General features: G+C 39.6%; 18 protein-coding genes and 2 pseudogenes. 10 read left to right on the top strand and 10 right to left on the bottom strand.

The window, feature by feature from the left end; translation table 11 throughout:
* The first annotated feature begins 239 nt into the window (after positions 1–239).
* Positions 240–1469: a chloramphenicol efflux MFS transporter CraA gene (gene craA, locus O1449_RS14000; protein ID WP_269239719.1), complete on the top strand. Its 1230-nt coding sequence runs from the start codon at positions 240–242 to the stop codon at positions 1467–1469.
* Between the two features lie 92 nt (positions 1470–1561).
* Here craA and sodC read toward each other — a convergent pair whose 3' ends face one another.
* The 3 genes from sodC to O1449_RS13985 form a co-directional block, all read right to left on the bottom strand.
* Complete coding sequence (gene sodC / locus O1449_RS13995) at positions 1562–2146, bottom strand: superoxide dismutase [Cu-Zn] SodC (protein WP_269238613.1); 585 nt, start codon at positions 2144–2146, stop codon at positions 1562–1564.
* Between the two features lie 103 nt (positions 2147–2249).
* The gene (locus O1449_RS13990) at positions 2250–3347 is read right to left on the bottom strand and encodes an AI-2E family transporter (RefSeq protein WP_269238612.1); all 1098 of its coding nucleotides are present in this window, start codon (positions 3345–3347) and stop codon (positions 2250–2252) included.
* A gap of 122 nt (positions 3348–3469) precedes the next feature.
* Positions 3470–4114 carry a ParA family protein gene (locus O1449_RS13985; protein WP_269238611.1) on the bottom strand — a complete coding sequence of 215 codons (645 nt, stop codon included), beginning with the start codon at positions 4112–4114 and terminating at the stop codon, positions 3470–3472.
* 128 nt (positions 4115–4242) lie between these two features.
* Here O1449_RS13985 and O1449_RS13980 point away from each other — a divergent pair, with 128 nt between their 5' ends.
* A complete protein-coding gene (locus tag O1449_RS13980) occupies positions 4243–4710 on the top strand; it encodes a Holliday junction resolvase-like protein (RefSeq protein ID WP_005156416.1) in 468 nt (155 codons plus the stop codon).
* Between the two features lie 14 nt (positions 4711–4724).
* Here O1449_RS13980 and O1449_RS13975 read toward each other — a convergent pair whose 3' ends face one another.
* Positions 4725–5348, bottom strand: a complete 624-nt coding sequence (locus O1449_RS13975; RefSeq protein ID WP_046739994.1) for a class I SAM-dependent methyltransferase — start codon at positions 5346–5348, stop codon at positions 4725–4727.
* A 169-nt stretch (positions 5349–5517) separates the two neighbouring features.
* Between O1449_RS13975 and O1449_RS13970 the strand changes: the two genes are divergently transcribed.
* Entirely contained in the window at positions 5518–6081 is a 564-nt protein-coding gene (locus O1449_RS13970) for a hypothetical protein (protein ID WP_004660247.1), read from the top strand.
* 44 nt (positions 6082–6125) lie between these two features.
* Here O1449_RS13970 and O1449_RS13965 read toward each other — a convergent pair whose 3' ends face one another.
* Together O1449_RS13965 and O1449_RS13960 are read right to left on the bottom strand one after the other, a co-directional pair.
* The gene (locus O1449_RS13965) at positions 6126–6701 is read right to left on the bottom strand and encodes a hypothetical protein (RefSeq protein WP_269238610.1); all 576 of its coding nucleotides are present in this window, start codon (positions 6699–6701) and stop codon (positions 6126–6128) included.
* Positions 6702–6720: 19 nt separating this feature from the next.
* Positions 6721–7500 (bottom strand): class I SAM-dependent methyltransferase, encoded by a 780-nt coding sequence (locus O1449_RS13960; RefSeq protein ID WP_269238609.1) that lies wholly within the window; start codon positions 7498–7500, stop codon positions 6721–6723.
* 121 nt (positions 7501–7621) lie between these two features.
* Between O1449_RS13960 and O1449_RS13955 the strand changes: the two genes are divergently transcribed.
* The gene (locus O1449_RS13955) at positions 7622–8896 is read left to right on the top strand and encodes a hypothetical protein (RefSeq protein ID WP_269238608.1); all 1275 of its coding nucleotides are present in this window, start codon (positions 7622–7624) and stop codon (positions 8894–8896) included.
* A 58-nt stretch (positions 8897–8954) separates the two neighbouring features.
* Here the strand turns inward: O1449_RS13955 and O1449_RS13950 are convergent, their stop codons facing one another.
* Entirely contained in the window at positions 8955–9542 is a 588-nt protein-coding gene (locus O1449_RS13950) for a hypothetical protein (RefSeq protein ID WP_269238607.1), read from the bottom strand.
* Positions 9543–9861: 319 nt separating this feature from the next.
* On the bottom strand, positions 9862–10308 hold the full coding sequence (locus tag O1449_RS13945; RefSeq protein WP_269238606.1) for a hypothetical protein: 447 nt from the start codon (positions 10306–10308) through the stop codon (positions 9862–9864).
* Between the two features lie 240 nt (positions 10309–10548).
* Between O1449_RS13945 and O1449_RS13940 the strand changes: the two are divergent.
* Positions 10549–11013 (top strand): annotated as a pseudogene (locus tag O1449_RS13940) (flavin-containing monooxygenase); the annotation flags it as partial.
* A gap of 1 nt (position 11014) precedes the next feature.
* Here O1449_RS13940 and O1449_RS13935 read toward each other — a convergent pair.
* Positions 11015–11816 (bottom strand): IS5 family transposase gene (locus tag O1449_RS13935; protein WP_269238065.1). Its coding sequence is split into 2 segments (ribosomal slippage): positions 11015–11551 and positions 11553–11816, totalling 801 coding nucleotides; the frame shifts between segments, so codons are not numbered across the junction.
* Between the two features lie 122 nt (positions 11817–11938).
* Between O1449_RS13935 and O1449_RS13930 the strand changes: the two genes are divergently transcribed.
* Positions 11939–12634, top strand: a complete 696-nt coding sequence (locus tag O1449_RS13930; protein WP_269238066.1) for an IS1 family transposase — start codon at positions 11939–11941, stop codon at positions 12632–12634.
* A gap of 62 nt (positions 12635–12696) precedes the next feature.
* A pseudogene (locus tag O1449_RS13925) lies at positions 12697–13734 on the top strand (flavin-containing monooxygenase); the annotation flags it as partial.
* Positions 13735–13785: 51 nt separating this feature from the next.
* Here O1449_RS13925 and O1449_RS13920 read toward each other — a convergent pair.
* A complete protein-coding gene (locus tag O1449_RS13920) occupies positions 13786–14205 on the bottom strand; it encodes a hypothetical protein (RefSeq protein WP_269239718.1) in 420 nt (139 codons plus the stop codon).
* Positions 14206–14581: 376 nt separating this feature from the next.
* Between O1449_RS13920 and O1449_RS13915 the strand changes: the two genes are divergently transcribed.
* From O1449_RS13915 to O1449_RS13905, 3 genes are all read left to right on the top strand, one after another.
* The gene (locus tag O1449_RS13915; protein WP_269238605.1) at positions 14582–15040 is read left to right on the top strand and encodes a hypothetical protein; all 459 of its coding nucleotides are present in this window, start codon (positions 14582–14584) and stop codon (positions 15038–15040) included.
* Between the two features lie 33 nt (positions 15041–15073).
* A complete protein-coding gene (locus O1449_RS13910; protein WP_269238604.1) occupies positions 15074–15460 on the top strand; it encodes a hypothetical protein in 387 nt (128 codons plus the stop codon).
* Between the two features lie 141 nt (positions 15461–15601).
* Entirely contained in the window at positions 15602–16015 is a 414-nt protein-coding gene (locus tag O1449_RS13905) for a hypothetical protein (RefSeq protein ID WP_269238603.1), read from the top strand.
* Positions 16016–16083 lie beyond the last annotated feature (68 nt).

Here is a 16083-nt window from a genome sequence, read left to right as displayed (position 1 = left end):
GTTGCGCTTGGAAATTTTTCCAATAGGTAAAACTTTTTACCAATCTCACGTAAATAAATTGTTTTCTTAATACACCTTGTGAATACGGTGTTTTCACATTTTTACATGCGCTCTCACTGCATGAAAATCAAAATTTAATTTAAATCAAAGCCATAAAATCGTGTGCTGATGATCCTATTTCCCTTTTATTTGTGGAAATGGGCTGTATACGAATTGGTTATTTTTGTGAATAGAACATGATGACGAATAATCAGAGCATGACGTTAAACCGTATAACGCTCATGTTTCCATTAGCTTTAGTGCTATTCGAATTTTCAGTTTATATCGGTAATGATTTAATTCAACCAGCGATGTTGGCGATTACGGAACAATTCGGTGTTAGTGCAACATGGGCACCATCTTCCATGTCTTTTTATTTATTGGGTGGAGCAAGCGTTGCTTGGTTGCTTGGACCTCTTTCAGACCGTCTTGGACGTAAGAAAGTATTATTGGCAGGCGTAGCTTTCTTTACCATCTGTTGTTTGCTGATTTTACTCACGCACAATATTCAACAATTCCTGACTTTACGTTTTTTACAGGGAATTGGCCTTACGGTCATTTCGGCAGTGGGTTATGCTGCAATTCAGGAAACATTTGAGGAGCGTGATGCCATTAAAGTGATGGCCTTAATGGCCAATATCTCATTGCTTGCGCCATTACTTGGGCCTGTTCTTGGTGCATTTCTGATTGATTATGTCTCTTGGCATTGGGGTTTTGTTGCGATTGCAATCGTTTCATTCCTGAGTTGGTTTGGTCTAAATAAATTTATGCCAGCAACCCAAGAGCGTCGAGCGAGACAACCTTTTAGTTATATTTTTGATGATTTCAAAAAAGTATTCACCAATCGCCGTTTCTTAGGGTTAAGCATTGCTTTACCTTTGGTTGGGATGCCATTAATGCTATGGATTGCGCTGTCACCCATTATCTTAGTCGATGAGTTGAAGCTTAGTAGTGTGCAATATGGTTTAGCGCAATTTCCTGTATTTTTCGGGCTTATTGCGGGAAATATTATTCTGATTAAGATTATTGATCGCTTTCCATTAGGTAAAACGATTTTGATGGGCTTACCCATTATGTTGCTCGGAACCTTGTTTTTGGTGCTAGGCGTGATTTGGCAAACTTATCTAGTGCCGTGTTTATTGATGGGTATGACCTTAATAAGCTTAGGAGAGGGGATTAGTTTTTCAGTTTTATATCGTTTTGCATTAATGTCTTCAGAAGTATCCAAAGGGACAGTCGCTGCGGCTGTTTCAATGCTATTGATGATGAGTTTCTTTGTGATTATAGAATTGGTGCGTCTACTTTATACGCATTTCCATATTTGGGCTTTTGCTTTAGCGAGTGTCAGTTTGATCGGTTTTTGGTTTATGCAACCAAGAGCTGTACTCAAACAAGTGATGCAAGAACGTAAAGCCAAGGGAATCAATTAGTGAATAATATGCTGAACCAATAGCGTAGTCATTTGTAGCTGGATAAAATATCTACAAAACTGTGGATATCTTTTTAGATACCCACAGTGCTTTTATGATTGAATAACACCACAGGCAATTCGCTCGCCACCACCACCTAAAGGCTTAGGTGTATCTGAATAATTATCTCCACCTGCATGAATCATGATCGCACGACCTTGAATATCTGAAAGTTTTAGGCGAGGAGCAATGACGGGTGTAACCGCAAAACCTTTATTATTGACCACCAACACAGGTAAGTCACCTAAATGTCCATTCTCAGGTGTACCATGATTGGCAATATGATCTGGGTTGAAGTGACTACCGGCAGCAAGGGCAGCTCCCATTTTGCCATCCTTTAATGCTGCTTCACATGAGCCGTTTTCATGGATATGAAAACCATGTTCACCTGGGGAAAGTTTCAAAAGCGCAGGGGTGATGAGTAAACCTTTTGCTGTTTGCTTAAATGTTACTGTTCCAATCGATGCACCTATACCTTTGGCGTCGACTTGATAAACTTGTATGAGTTGTTTCTGATCTGTTGTCGTTGGCTGTGTTTGAATTTTAGATGCATTGTCGTCTAAGTTAATAGACGAACACGCACTCATCATTAAAACTAAACTTGCTAGAAGACAAGACTTTTGTACCGTTGCAATCATTGCAAATTATCCTTATCTATCATCTTTATTTGTTTGACTCAAACAAACTATGGGATAACTCGCAAGTTGTCAGTAAGATTAAATGGTAAGTCGTGTAAATAGATTACGACTTTGTTTCAGGTGGTGCTTCAATAGCAGCGATTGGCTCCTGAACATTTTCATGTAACCATTCACGCCAGATAGCCAATAAAATCGCCAAAATGACTGGACCAATAAATAAGCCCACTAAGCCAAAACTTGCGATTCCTCCTAGCACACCAAACATAATTAAAATGAATGGAATTTGGGTTGCGCCTGAGATAACTAAAGGTCGAATCACATTATCTGAGCTACTTACAATCAAGACACCCCATGTAATAACACCAATTGCTTCGACAGTCTGGCCTTGAGCAAATAACCATAAACTAACTCCTAAATAGGAGATGGGAGTTCCAAATGGAATTAAGGCCAAGATAAACGTCACCATGGTGAGTAGCATTGGGTTAGGCACACCTGCTACAAAGTAACTGAGACCCGCTAAAATGGCTTGTGCCACAGCAGTTAATCCCACACCATATACTACAGCGCGTGTTGTTTCTGAAATGGTTTCTAGATAATGATGTACGCGAGGACCAATGATCTTTTCTAATGCACGACTCACCTGAAACAAAATCATTTGCCCATCACGATAAAAAAAGAACAGTGTCATGATTGCAAAGGTCAGTTTAATTAAATTTCGACTAATCTCGCTCAGTACAAAACGACCATAGCTCAAATGACCTTGTATCCATTCGGCAACATTTTTCGCAATACTATTCGGATCGGCACTTAATTCATTGACTGTACGACTGATATCTTTACCGACAATTGGTAGTGTTTTAATAAATTCGGGGACTTGAATATGACCTGAGAATAATTGTTTTTGTAAATTAAAATATAAACTTCGGCCTTCGAGTTGCAGCATGAAAATGGCACAAATAAAGGGAACCCCAATCACTAAAATGACCAACGTAATCATGATCGTTGCATTTAGCGTTGGTCGATTTTCACCAAAAAAACGACGTTGTACCCATAAATAAACAGGCCATGTCATATAAGCAATAATCGCTGCCCAAAGAACAGGAACGATAAAGTATTTGAGGATACTAAATCCGAGGAACATTAAGACAAAAAATAGTCCAAACAGCAAAACGCGTTGTAATGTTGGGGCGTATTGTTGCACGATAATATTTCTCTAGTGCTGGTAGATGAATAAAACCATATTAACTGAAAAACCAGCCTAGGGAAATTTTCATTGCCTTATTTTAAGATTCAATATCAAAAGATTAGCTTGCTTTGCAACGCTTAGAACCATTCAGTTGGATCATCAACCAATTGATTTAGAACAGGCTGCCATTGGCTTTGAATACTGACAAAGTTTTTCTGTGTTTTATCAAAAATACTCAAGCCTTGCATTGCCAATGTGCCGTAAGCGCTACGTTCTGAGATCCATGCGACAGGCTCTTGTTCAATCTTATTAAAGAAGTCTTGAATGTCTTTTGAACTAGAGCTATTCGCTTTCACGCGATTGGCAATCAACAGAATTTGTACTTTTCCTTTACGTATACGTTTGATGTCTTGTAAATGTTTTAGGAAACGACGCGTACTATCAATATCAAAGAATGAGGGCTGTAAAGGGGTCACAATGGCATGGGCTTCGCTGACCAATTGTTCTGCATGCTCACCTGACAGTGCGCCTGGGGCATCAATGATTAAATAATCGAGATGTTTAGGTGCATCACCAATTGATTTTTCATGCCTCCAGTCGAGGCTTTGAATGGCAGCAACAGTTTCAGGGCGTTGTTTTAACCATTGTAATGATGATTTTTGGTTATCAGCATCAGCTAACGCGACTTTATAGCCCTTTTGTGAGAGTGCTGCGGCAAGCGTAATGGCTGTCATGGTTTTACCACAGCCACCTTTTTGATTTGCAATTAATATTGTCTTCATGAAATTAGATTTTTTAACAAGCGTTTTGTATTCAACTATACCTTAGCATCTTTTTCAGTAGAGTGTGTGACACATGACAAAAGTTTAATGTTGCAGTTAAATAGCAGATTCAGAAAAAGGAAAGTTTTATGTCAGTTTGGCTTGCAATGTTAATTGGTGGTTGTATTGGTGTTGTGATTACCACGCTGATTTTATCCAATACGCGGAATGGTCGTATTCAGGCGGAATATGAAAAATATATTGCTGAATTAGAATTAGAACATAAGCAAGCTTTGCTAGATGCACAGAAACGTAGTGTAAATACCAGTCGTGCGGTGTTAAAAGGAAAAATGGCAGAACAGTTTGCGCCGATTTTACCTGAATTTCAGTATTTACCTAGTGATGCAAAATTTCTCGGTGATCCTGTCGATTACGTGGTTTTTGATGGCTATACCGATTTTCGTGATGGTGATGGGACTGCGGACGATATTGAAGTGATTCTACTTGATATTAAAAGTGGTGGTGCACGCTTGAGCAAAGGGCAACAGGCAATTGCGCAAGCGGTACGTGAAGGACGTATTCGTTTTGAAACGCTAAGAATTGATTTTGAAAATTAATGACTGCTTAGAATTTATAACTTTTGCACGCGAGCCAACAGCATTTTTTGTGCAATCGCAGGAATACCATCTGCATCAAAATATTCTTTTTCAAGAAATTTAAATTTAGCTTGTGCAAGGTGTCGTTCAATATCACGATTGAGATGGCATCCATCTCCAATCCTTTTTTGTATCGGAGTGAGTAGGGTCTGTAAGGATTGTAATTTGATCGAGTCAGGATGTTTCACATGTTCAATTAAATGAAAGGTGCCTGTAGGTTTCAACACTCGATAAATTTCTGCTAAGGCAACATCAAGTTTTGGAATACTACAGAGTGTCCATGTGGAAACAATATGATCTAAACTTGCATCGGCAAATGGAAGTTTTTCTGCGCTAGATTGTACATGCTTAATATAAAAAGGTGCATGCTGAACTCGTTCAACGGCAAGATGATAAATATCTGGGTTGGGTTCTAAAGCATAAAGTGAGTCAACATTGCCATAGAAAGGAATATTTAAACCTGTACCAAAACCTATTTCGAGGACTTCACCTTCGATAGGAACCAATAATTCACGACGCTTATCCATTAGACTTGCAGTCTGCATGACTTGGTTGAGTAAATGTGGGAAAACTCGACGTTGATAGAATTGATAAATCATAGAGATCCATTCGTTGATTCAGATTAGAGAAATCAGTAACAAAGCCACAAAAATATGACTAAAGTAAGTTTGATTGTTACTAAAAAAAGTAATTTTTTTCATCGTTTAAGCATACTATGAAGAGATACGCTTTTCTAAGAATTTAGTTAGATTTTGAGGGTGATGAGCCATGAAAAAACGTCTATGGATGAGTTTGGGCATGGTGGTTATGCTTGGGCAGGCACATGCATCGACTAGCGGAATAGAATATAACATTGCCAATGGTTTATCGCCGATCGCAAAGGATCAGTCTATTTCGGTGTTACAGCCTTTTTATGGCAACTTTCGTATTCTTGGTTCTAAAATGTACCAAGATGACGAACAAGCAAAATTTTCTCCGATTGATTATGCCGTGAGTTGGGGTTTGTTTGCCAAGCCCGAGATCGCACGTAAAATTTCAGTAAATCAATATGACCGCTATTTGAATTGGAAAATAGATAAGCTACCTGTTCCTGCAAATCAAGCCATGCAAATGGTTTCCAATATGCATATTATTCCCGCAAATCCTGAAATTGCCCAGCAAATCAAACAAGTGAAGCGTGGAGATTTGGTGCAGTTGAAAGGTGAGTTGGTTGAGATTCGGGATAAAGATTTGGTTTGGCGATCTTCTTTAACACCTACGGATACAGGTGATGGAGCTTGTGAGTTATTCCGTGTTAATTCAATTCAGTGGATAGAAAAACAAAAAATCTAATCTTGTTGAACAAGAGAGGGTCGTATGACCCTCAATTTTTTATATCACTCACCAGCCTTTTTAGTGTCTGTTGGTTGAGAACTTTTCCAATGGTGTAGTTGGCTTTGCGCATGTAGATATTCATTTAAATGATCAACTTGTTTAGCCGTATCAGTATTTTCTGTGGTACTCGCTAAGGTGCTTTGTTCGAGTACTTTGGCTTGATTATCCCAGTATTCATATAAAAGTCCTTGAATATATCGACCTTGTGCTGTTTTAAGTTCTAACGCTTTCAGCATATTCAGTGCCGATTGAACATTATCTTTTTGGCGTTGCTGTTCAAATGCTGGAGTGAGCGTATTGGCTTCTTTCATCTTCGCCAGCTCTATTTCCATGCTGTCGCTCATTTCGGTAAAACGACGGTCATAGTCATCTAAAATTGCAATATCATGCGCATCGTCAGCCGTTGTAGGGAACTGTTTAATAGGGATTTGTTTAAGCTGACCAATGGCATCATTAGAATTTTGAGTTTGCTGTTCTTGCTGAGAGGGTGCTTTGGGGTCTTTGTTACAAGCACTCAGTAATAGTGTAGAGCTGATCAAGCAACTGAGTGCAATCGTGGTTTTAAACTTAAAGGTCATAGAAACACCTGATTTATTGTTACTTTGCTATTTTTTGGAAATGGTAGGCAAAGGTTGTATAAGGAAAATCAATCTGATCTTGAGCAGTTCGCCCTGTAAAATCAAATACAATTTGTTCAAATCTTGCTTTCAGTTGCTGTTGTTGATGTTCTGGCATTGCTGCAATAAAACTCGTGGAAAGTAACCGTTTGCTGACCACTTGTTCTACCGTGCCTGTATGTTGGAGTTGAAAGGTATGAAGACCGTTGAATTGAAAGAGCTGTTGTTGCTCAAAAACCTGTTTCCATTTCTCACTATGATAACGTGGTGTATCTGCTTCAAATGGGGCGATTTCATCGGCCAACGCTTTTACCCAATCCACAGTAATGTCTCGTTGATTCCAAACCAGTCCAAGATGCCCCGCAGGAATTAATACCCGATACATTTCTTTGAGCGTTTCGATATTTGAGAACCAGTGGAAAGATTGGGCACAAATAATGGCGTTAATGGATTCATCCTTCACCAGAAGTTGATCGCTTGAAGTCTGTAGACATTCGACTGTGCTGTAGCGTTGCTCCAGTTGTTCTCGCATGGCTGTCACAGGTTCAACGGCAATCACTTTTGCCTGTGTCTGAAGCAGGAAAGGTAAGAATTTGCCAGTCCCTGAACCGAGGTCAATAACAGTGGAATTTTCACCGACTTTGAGCTGATCTTGCAGCCAAACGATGACTTCTGGTGGATAACTGGGGCGAACATGCTGATAGAGTTCTGCCCCTAAACTAAAGCCTTTTTGTGCAGCAGGATGCAAGGATTGTGTCATTTTTTGCGCTTTTTAATCTGTCTTATCTCTATAAAATAAGATACTCCGCAAATAGGGTTTGGCAAAGCCATCATTTGATGACTTTTTGCGACAAGCCTAGGGTTGATTTTTCAGTGTGAGCATGGATAAGCAAATAATATTTGAAGATGAACATATTCGCGTTATTTTTTTAAAAGGTTCAAGTGACACTTTGGTGGTTTCATTTGGCGATTTGATTAGTCGTGCCAAAGGAATGTCGATTAATGCTGAAAAATCACTCATAAAATATCAATACAATGTCATCGGTATTATGCCGAAGCAAAAAACTTGGTTTCCTAAAAGCAGCATGTTTGAAATGCAGCGACAGATTCAGCCGATCTTACAACAGTTTGAGCAGATTGTGGGTTACGGTGGATCAATGGGAGGCTATGCTGCGATTAAATATTCTAATTTATTGAATATGCATAAAATCGTTGCTTTTGTACCACAATATTCGATAGACCCTGATGTGGTGCAAGACCGCCGTTATGCGGAATTTTTTGACGCATCTATTCATCAAAATATGCAGATTCAGGCGGATGAAGTGGATTCATCTCGTGAATACATCATTGTCTATGATCCATACTATGCAGAAGATAAAGAACATTTCTTAAAAATACAGCCCTTATTACCAAAGATGCATGTGATTCATTTACCTTTTACAGGACATGAAGCACTCTCGGTTTTGGCAAGTTCGCAATTACTCAATGATTTTGTTGAGCAACCTTTTGAGATTACTTATTTTTATCAGCGCGTTCGAGAGGTTAAAAAGCAAAGTAAGTTCTACTATCGCCATGTACTAGATGCATTATTGAGCAGACATCATCAGGCTTTATTGCGAATCTTGCAAAATAACGATTTTGAATTAGATGAACGTTATTTTGATGCTGTTCTTAAGCAAAAATTGGTTCAACAGTTATTTAATCTACAACAGGGTACTGAGCAAAATCTACGTAAGTTAGGTATTCATCCGCATTTTATCCAACAGATGGACAGCTCAGTGCCAACCATTCGCACGATTCAAAATACATGGTTAGTTTTTAATTTAGTCAGCTTAAAGCTAGAGGCTTATAACGCTGAAGCAATTAAGGCGAATCAACAATATTTGCTGCCATTGAAAGGCAGTGTGAATGCCGTTGTTGAACTTGAGTTAAATGCAGAATCTTATGTTTTGACGATGAATGATCGTGGGATTCATAAATTAGTTAAAGTCGGTGAAGCTTTGGCTTTGGATCAGTCTTTATTGATTTTTAAACGCTATCCTGAATTTTATCAACTCAGTTATAAAAACTTAACCTTGAGTTGTGATGATCATGGGCAGGGACATTTTATTGAAGATCATGCGGATGAGCAGACCAAACTACGATTGATAGATTAAATCACATAATCCAAAGCCCTTTGCTTAAGCAAAGGGCTTTTGATGATGGGTTAGAAAATTAGTTTGTACCCACCTTTGCATTGGTATTTACGTTCGCATTTACACCTAATACTTTCACACCAACATTGGCACCTGTTTGCAGATTTTTTCGATCTGCATTTAAGCCTGTTTTTGCATTTAGAGATGAAGTCTTACCATTCACTTGTGTATTTAAATTCGTTTCCGCATTTAAATTTAATGCTTTAGATTTAGTTTGCTTTTCTTCAATTCGTTTTTTGATGTTGGCCTTTTGGTCAGCAGTAAATTTCTTGCCATCATTTGCTTTGTCTACGGTGTAATCACGCGTATTTTTGACAGCCTCACCTGTTTTATTGATGACTTGTGAACTCACATGGGTTGCGACACCAACCGTTTTTTGAGTGGCATTTACACCTGTATCTACAGCAGCATGACCGACATGTTGAGCTACATGACCAACGCCTTGTGCTGTATTTTTAACTGCACCAGTAACGCCTTTGATCAAGCCACCTGATTCTACATTCACTTGCGCCGAGCCATTGGCATTTACACCAACGTTTTGTGCAAAAATAGATGCAGAAGCAAGGAGAGTTGTTGTCACGATAGCTGTTTTGATCATTTTTTTCATTGCAATTTCCTTAGCGATGTACCGTATTGGGGTACTTCATCAACGCAAATGCATCATAGCGAGCAAAACAGAGAAAGCGATGGATTTCAGCAAAACTTTACAAGCAAATTACAGCTTAAAAACACTGTAGCTAGAAATTGTGGAGATGATATTTTCTATAATTAAATGAAAAATAAAATAAAAAAGTTATGTTATTTAAATAATTCATCTCAATATAACTGAAAGAAATAGGTGAAAAGCATATTTCCCTTGGTTTGTTTTGATCGCAGGATCACAAATATTCTAAGACCCTGCATCATCGGTATTCAGCTATGACGCATTAGGCGCATTGCGCGAGTGCATTTTGACTAAAATGACTTTTCAATTTATTGAAGTTGTTCGTTACATCTGGATTTTGAATATCAAAAGTAGTGGCACGACGTGTTTTAGAATCAACCAGAGGTTTTGATGTAGCCGCAAGATGATTTTGATTTACAACGTATTGGTATGTTTCAGAAGATGCCTTCTTTAATTGATTCTTTTTGAAATACCATGTTTCTGTACTTTCACCACCATTAAAATAGCCTGTAAATTGGATCAGACAACCATTGTTAGAGCGACTCAATGTTGCCAAATTGGTTTTGGTATTGGGAAGAGCTTCAATATTTTGTACTTGTTCTAACTGTTTTATGGGCGAAGGTGATGCTGTCGGTAAATAAGAACATGCAGTGAAACTGATTAAGCTGAGTAATGGTAGTACCATCATTTTGAATGGGTGATGCATCATTTGCAAAATTCCAATTCTATGAATTTATGTGATTAAGTGTGTAGAGAAATATGAAGAAGTTCAATCTGTGTTTTGAGACAACACTGTAAATTTTAGCTAAATCTTTCGCCTAAAATCTTCAGCAGACTACTTTAACAATTTGTGTCAAAAATGACCTAAGAAAAGGCCTATCTTGATAATGACCCTCTCAGTTGTTTATGCGATGTTGTTCACGGAATTAAAATAAGGAAATACGTGGTTATGGGTATGAAATCGAAGACTGTGCCATTTTATCGAGTGATTGTGATTGGTGGTGGTTTTGCGGGTTTAGGCGCAGCCATTAAATTAAAACAAGCAGGTATCCAAGATTTTATTTTGTTGGAAAAAGCCGATGAATTAGGCGGGGTATGGCGTGAAAATACCTATCCGGGCTGTGCTTGTGATGTTCCATCTGCACTATATTCGTATTCTTTCGAACCCAATCCTACATGGAGTCGTGTCTTTGCAGGGCAAGCTGAAATCAAACAATATCTGCAAAATACGGCACAAAAATACCAAGTATTACCGCATGTCCGTTTTCAACATGAAGCCCTTGCAGCAACTTGGTCAGATGCAAAACAGTGCTGGATTATTAAAACCAATCAAGGCGAATTACATTCACAATTTGCGATTATGGCATGTGGCCCAATGCATGAGCCTATCATTCCAAACATTCAAGGCTTAGAACCTATCCAGAATATTTTCTATGCAAAAGTAGCCTTAAAAAGGCTAAATTAATGAACTGAAGGCTCGTATTTAGGTGCTTTTCACAGTTTTTCCAAAGCCTTCTACATTTTTCTAACCAAGCAAATGATCTTTCCACAACCCAGCGTTGTGGTATGACTGCAAATTTATGTAATTCACTTCGTTTAGCAACTTCAACTCGCGCTCTGATTAAATCATTAACAGCCAAAGAAAAGGGTTCGCCTGTATAACCACCATCAACAAGTACAACCTCTACATTTTGTAAGGTGTCTCTATGTAAAGTTATGGCATCTAATGCACCTTGACGATCTGTTTTATCTGCTGTCGTAATAAATATTCCATGAGGCAGACCTTGAGTATCAACAATGATATGTCTTTTAATCCCTGAAACTCTTTTACCAGCGTCATAGCCTTTATTACGTGCGGTATCTGTGTTTTTTACACTTTGTGAATCAATGATGATAAAGCTCGTTTGTTCTTTCCGTCCATTGTTGATACGGGCCTCGCCAACCACATTTTTTTAAAGCTTGCTCAAGTATGCTAGGTTCAGTTTCTGATGGTTTTCTATTCCAAATTGAGAAGTAATAATGCACAGTGCTTTTAGGTGGAAAGTCTCGAGGAAGCATACTCCATTGACATCCACTTTTTAGAATATAGAGCAAGGCGCAAAACACTTCATAGACATCAACGACTCTTGGACGTGTTTGTTTTCTTCCGCTCAATAGTAACGGTTTAATTTCTTTAAAGGCTTCTCGACTAATGTCGCTGGGATATGGTTTTCTCATGGGGGAGAATTTAACAAATTATTTTTCCAATTGCCAAAAAAGAATGAAATTAGGTGGTGTTCTAAAAAGTATGCTCATAAGAAAAGGAGGCAACGAGGAACAATTCAGCTATATTTAAATGTGTGAAAATCGAAATAGAACTTCATTGTCCTCGATGCCAGAGTACAAGTATAAAGAAGAATGGCATTAAACACGATGGTAAGCAAAACTATCGTTGTAAAGAATGTAATAGGCAGTTTGTGGGTGACCATAATTTGACGTATTTAGGCTGTCATTCAAAAGCGGTCAAATTGATTTTGCTTATGCTTGTGCGATGTTGTGGCATTCGGGATATTGCAAAGATTACGAGGTTTAGTATTGGCAAGATACTTAAAACGCTTACACAATCAAATCATGAAGTAATTCCTCAAAGAACTCATTATAAATGCTTGGAAGTTGATGAATTTTGGACATTTGTAGGCAACAAGAAAGATAAGCATTGGCTACAGTACGTCTATGATAGAAGTAGCGGAGAAATAGTGGCTTTTGTATGGGGAGGAAGAGATGCTCATACAGCACAAAGGCTAAAAAACCGTTTAGAAGAACTGGGTATTACTTATGATTGTATATCGAGTGATCATTGGGAAAGTTTCATCAAAATTTTTAAGCCGGACCAAGAAGGGAAATATTATACAGTCGGGATAGAAGGAAACAACTGCCAATTAAGACACCGCATAAGGCGAGCAGTAAGAAGAACATGCTGTTTTTCGAAGAAGGTATTGAATCATGTAAAAGCTTTTAATCTTGGATTCTTTTACATTAACCACAGTTTTGTATAGTGATGTTAAAATGATCAGCATACATTTTGAAACACCACCTGAAATTAATATTGGATAGGTTCTTAAAAGATTTTAAGGGTGAGATTTTCCATTCATCGCGTTGGCGACATGATGTGGACTTAACAGGCAAACGTGTTGCAGTCATTGGCACAGGTGCTTCCGCAATTCAGTTTGTGCCACAAATTCAGCCGTTGGTCAAAGAACTCACTGTGTTTCAACGCACACCGCATTGGATTTTACCTAAATCGGATATGCCACTCCCAAGTGCTGTTCAAACCTTATTTAAATATATTCCTGTCACTCAGTCGGTGATGCGTGGATCAGTCTATGGCATCTTTGAAACCTTAAATGGTGGTTTACAAAGTAATGCTGCGATGCGGCAAGTACAGCGTATTGCTGAATTTCATATTAAACAGGGCATCAAAGCCCCTGAGTTACGCGCTAAAGTGACGCCAAATTATGTGATCGGCTGTAAACGCATTTTGCAATCTAATGAATGGTATCCAGCCCTAGCTCAAAACAACGTCAATGTTGTCGCAGGGGCATTGAGTGAAGTGAAAGGCAAGCAGTTGATTGCCAGTGATGGCTCAACCTTTGAAGCCGATGTCATTATTCTTGGGACAGGTTTTGAAGTGGCTGAACCGCCAATTGCGCAGCGTGTCTATAACCGTTATGGGCAGAGTATGTCTGATGTGTGGCAGGGCAGTCCAGAAGGTTATATGGGAACGATGGTGGCAGATTGCCCGAATGGCTTTTTGATGTTTGGACCGAATATTGCGGTGAGTTCTTCTGCTTTTATCATTATTGAAGCGCAGCTCACTTATATTATGGACGCATTAAAACAAGCGATTCAAAAAAATATCAAAACCATAGAACCCGATCCTGTGCGTATGGCTGATTTTAATCAACGCGTGCAAGAGGCTTTACAAACGACGGTTTGGAACAAAGGGGGCTGTCAGAGTTATTTCATTGATCGAAATGGGCGTAACAGTACGGTATGGCCGTGGACGACGTTTAAGATGCGTCAGCAACTCAGTCATTTTAATTTAAATGAATATGTGATTGATCGTCAGGTTAAGCTCGAAACTGAAACAGCTTAAATACCTCTCATCAATAAAAAACCTCTAACGTTAAATTAGAGGTTTTTTTATTTAATTCGATGATGGCTGACTAAGTTCAGCTCGTTCAATGGGAACATGTCCATCATTTGTACCCACTACAGCATCTTTGGTGTCTTGCCATTTTTTAGCAGTGTATTGTTTGGCTTTTTGTGTTTGTTCCTGAACGATTCCAGATTGTTCAGCTGTATATTCTTTGGTGTTTTTCCATCTCTCACTCATTTTTTGTGAGGTGTTTTCAGATGCACCTTGAATTGAATCACCTAAGTTTTGTAGCCCTTTACCTGTTTTATATAGCAATACTCGACCGAGACTAGGGTTATCACCATAAGGAAGTGTTTTTTCAGCCGTTGCAGCATTTGTATTCGCTGTATTTGTATTTGTTTCGGCTGCCCAGAGAGAAGACGATGCGATCAGTGCAGTCGCTAAATATAGTGCAGGTACTTTTTTCATCATCTTTTATCCTTTTGGCAATAATGTTGCAATTCAAGTTTTATAGCTTATCGTCAAGTTCAAGAAAAGAATGTAGGTGATGTGAAATTGATACAGTGCGTAAACATTATGTCTGTTCAGTTCGATAACACATATGTTTGTATTCGCTACCTCACCAAATTAAGAAATTATGATCGTTGACGCCTTGTTTGCCTCATGATAGTTTCAATTCAACACGAATCAATATTTTCACGTTTTATTTTTAATCAAAATAGGTATCTTATGAGGCAGATTTTGGAATCTTATATGTCACTTCTGCCGCATAAGAGTAGTTATGCGTCTACCCACTGAACGGAAACCAAGGAAGTCATCCCGCACTGGCGGTGGGAGTAGTCACGTGCGTTACGACCATGAGCAACGCCCAACGAAAATTGAAGTTGTCTGCCCCAGTTGTGGCGGATGCGCTGTCGCCACCGAGCCGCTCTACGATCAGGGCACTCTAATCGTTGGAGACACGTCTCCATCTTGGGATGAACCCATATTTTCAATCCGCTGCACAAATTGTTTCCTGCGCCTGGTCAATCAACATTACGCTCAACTGCCTGCTCCGTACCACCAAGTCTCCGTCGGTGGAAGAACGCTGTGGGCTTGGAATGCAGAGCACCTCGACATGCTTAGGCAAGTACTTGAGGGACAGAACGTCAGGGGGCATCCCTACGCATTCTTCGCCACTTACGTTCATCGTGGTTGGCAACAATGGCGCAAGAAATTCATCCACGCCATTCAACAACATTCCGCCGCGCATAACCCGGCGGTCCACCGGACGCTGCGCGATAAAGCCGCGCAGCACCGGTGACCTCTACGTTAGCTACACAACAGGGATGCTTTCATGACAACAGCGTATTACGAAAAGAACTATGATGGAGAGCTTGATGTTTCAATCCGATCACAGCATCCAGAGCTTACTGAACTGGACTCGGTCTTTTTCCAAAAAGTTGTTGATGACATAGAAACTCTGAAAGATAAATCCAAGAATCTAATGGCACAATACCTTGATCTAAATAAGCCTTGCTTTGATGGAGGCCCACAACTCTTTAGTATCGAGATTACTGGTGTCGCAGCAACTGTCTATAGAGTTTACTTAGAGTATGTCTTTGAGAACGATTCCAATGTTTATTGGTCTGTACTGTTTAACGTACCTATGCTAAGTCCTCCGCTTGAGAAAATTCAGCAGTCAAATTATTGGCCGATTGAATTGTCTTGGCGGGTTGAGTAAGGTACAGCTAACTTGTCACTCAACCGGACAACAACCCAGCCTCTTACGGCGTAATTTTTGATAATTTTGGCAACCTCGCACATGTTAATTTTGTTGTGGGTTGTTGCCGGTTAGTTTAATAGTTAATCAGTTTGAGAGTCTATGGCGATGCACACCATCAACACATTTCTGTTCCCAAGCCGACCGTATAGTCGGGAAGAGATCTTTGACAAGGTCAGGGAGTACTGCGGCAAGTGGCCGAATGTCCGATTCTCTGAGGACTGGAAGCCATTCGGCGTCCCAGCCGATCTACGGATTGCAATAGATGATTACTTCATTCTTGTGGGCTACATCGACGACCCAAGCGTCGTGGAAAGCGTCGAGTATGTTCAAAAGGTTGTTGGCCGAACGTTTCCAATTGACTTACTGGCTGGGGAAGTGCGAACTACCTTTGCGGATGATCCCAACTCCGACTTCGATGACTTTGCCATCTGCATGTACCAGTTCCTTGAAACACTGCCCGGCGCAGTCGTCTATGACGACAATCACAAGGACATCTTCACATCAAAGGTCTGAGCACTGGCGGCTACGCTGCCTAACTAGGCGTTTCAGCGGACCGTGAGGATGTAAGCTACTCGCATGTC

The organism is Acinetobacter sp. TR3, from assembly GCF_027105055.1.
Taxonomy (GTDB): Bacteria; Pseudomonadota; Gammaproteobacteria; order Pseudomonadales; family Moraxellaceae; genus Acinetobacter.
This window is presented reverse-complemented; position numbering and strand designations above follow the sequence as displayed.

Excerpts from the sequence above, each read along its gene's own strand:
- craA (WP_269239719.1), top strand. The coding sequence starts at position 240 with ATGACGAATAATCAGAGCATGACGTTAAACCGTATAACGCTCATGTTT.
- sodC (WP_269238613.1), bottom strand. The coding sequence starts at position 2,146 with ATGATTGCAACGGTACAAAAGTCTTGTCTTCTAGCAAGTTTAGTTTTA.
- O1449_RS13985 (WP_269238611.1), bottom strand. The coding sequence starts at position 4,114 with ATGAAGACAATATTAATTGCAAATCAAAAAGGTGGCTGTGGTAAAACC.
- O1449_RS13980 (WP_005156416.1), top strand. The coding sequence starts at position 4,243 with ATGTCAGTTTGGCTTGCAATGTTAATTGGTGGTTGTATTGGTGTTGTG.
- O1449_RS13975 (WP_046739994.1), bottom strand. The coding sequence starts at position 5,348 with ATGATTTATCAATTCTATCAACGTCGAGTTTTCCCACATTTACTCAAC.
- O1449_RS13970 (WP_004660247.1), top strand. The coding sequence starts at position 5,518 with ATGAAAAAACGTCTATGGATGAGTTTGGGCATGGTGGTTATGCTTGGG.
- O1449_RS13965 (WP_269238610.1), bottom strand. The coding sequence starts at position 6,701 with ATGACCTTTAAGTTTAAAACCACGATTGCACTCAGTTGCTTGATCAGC.
- O1449_RS13960 (WP_269238609.1), bottom strand. The coding sequence starts at position 7,500 with ATGACACAATCCTTGCATCCTGCTGCACAAAAAGGCTTTAGTTTAGGG.
- O1449_RS13955 (WP_269238608.1), top strand. The coding sequence starts at position 7,622 with ATGGATAAGCAAATAATATTTGAAGATGAACATATTCGCGTTATTTTT.
- O1449_RS13950 (WP_269238607.1), bottom strand. The coding sequence starts at position 9,542 with ATGAAAAAAATGATCAAAACAGCTATCGTGACAACAACTCTCCTTGCT.
- O1449_RS13945 (WP_269238606.1), bottom strand. The coding sequence starts at position 10,308 with ATGATGCATCACCCATTCAAAATGATGGTACTACCATTACTCAGCTTA.
- O1449_RS13920 (WP_269239718.1), bottom strand. The coding sequence starts at position 14,205 with ATGAAAAAAGTACCTGCACTATATTTAGCGACTGCACTGATCGCATCG.
- O1449_RS13910 (WP_269238604.1), top strand. The coding sequence starts at position 15,074 with ATGACAACAGCGTATTACGAAAAGAACTATGATGGAGAGCTTGATGTT.
- O1449_RS13905 (WP_269238603.1), top strand. The coding sequence starts at position 15,602 with ATGGCGATGCACACCATCAACACATTTCTGTTCCCAAGCCGACCGTAT.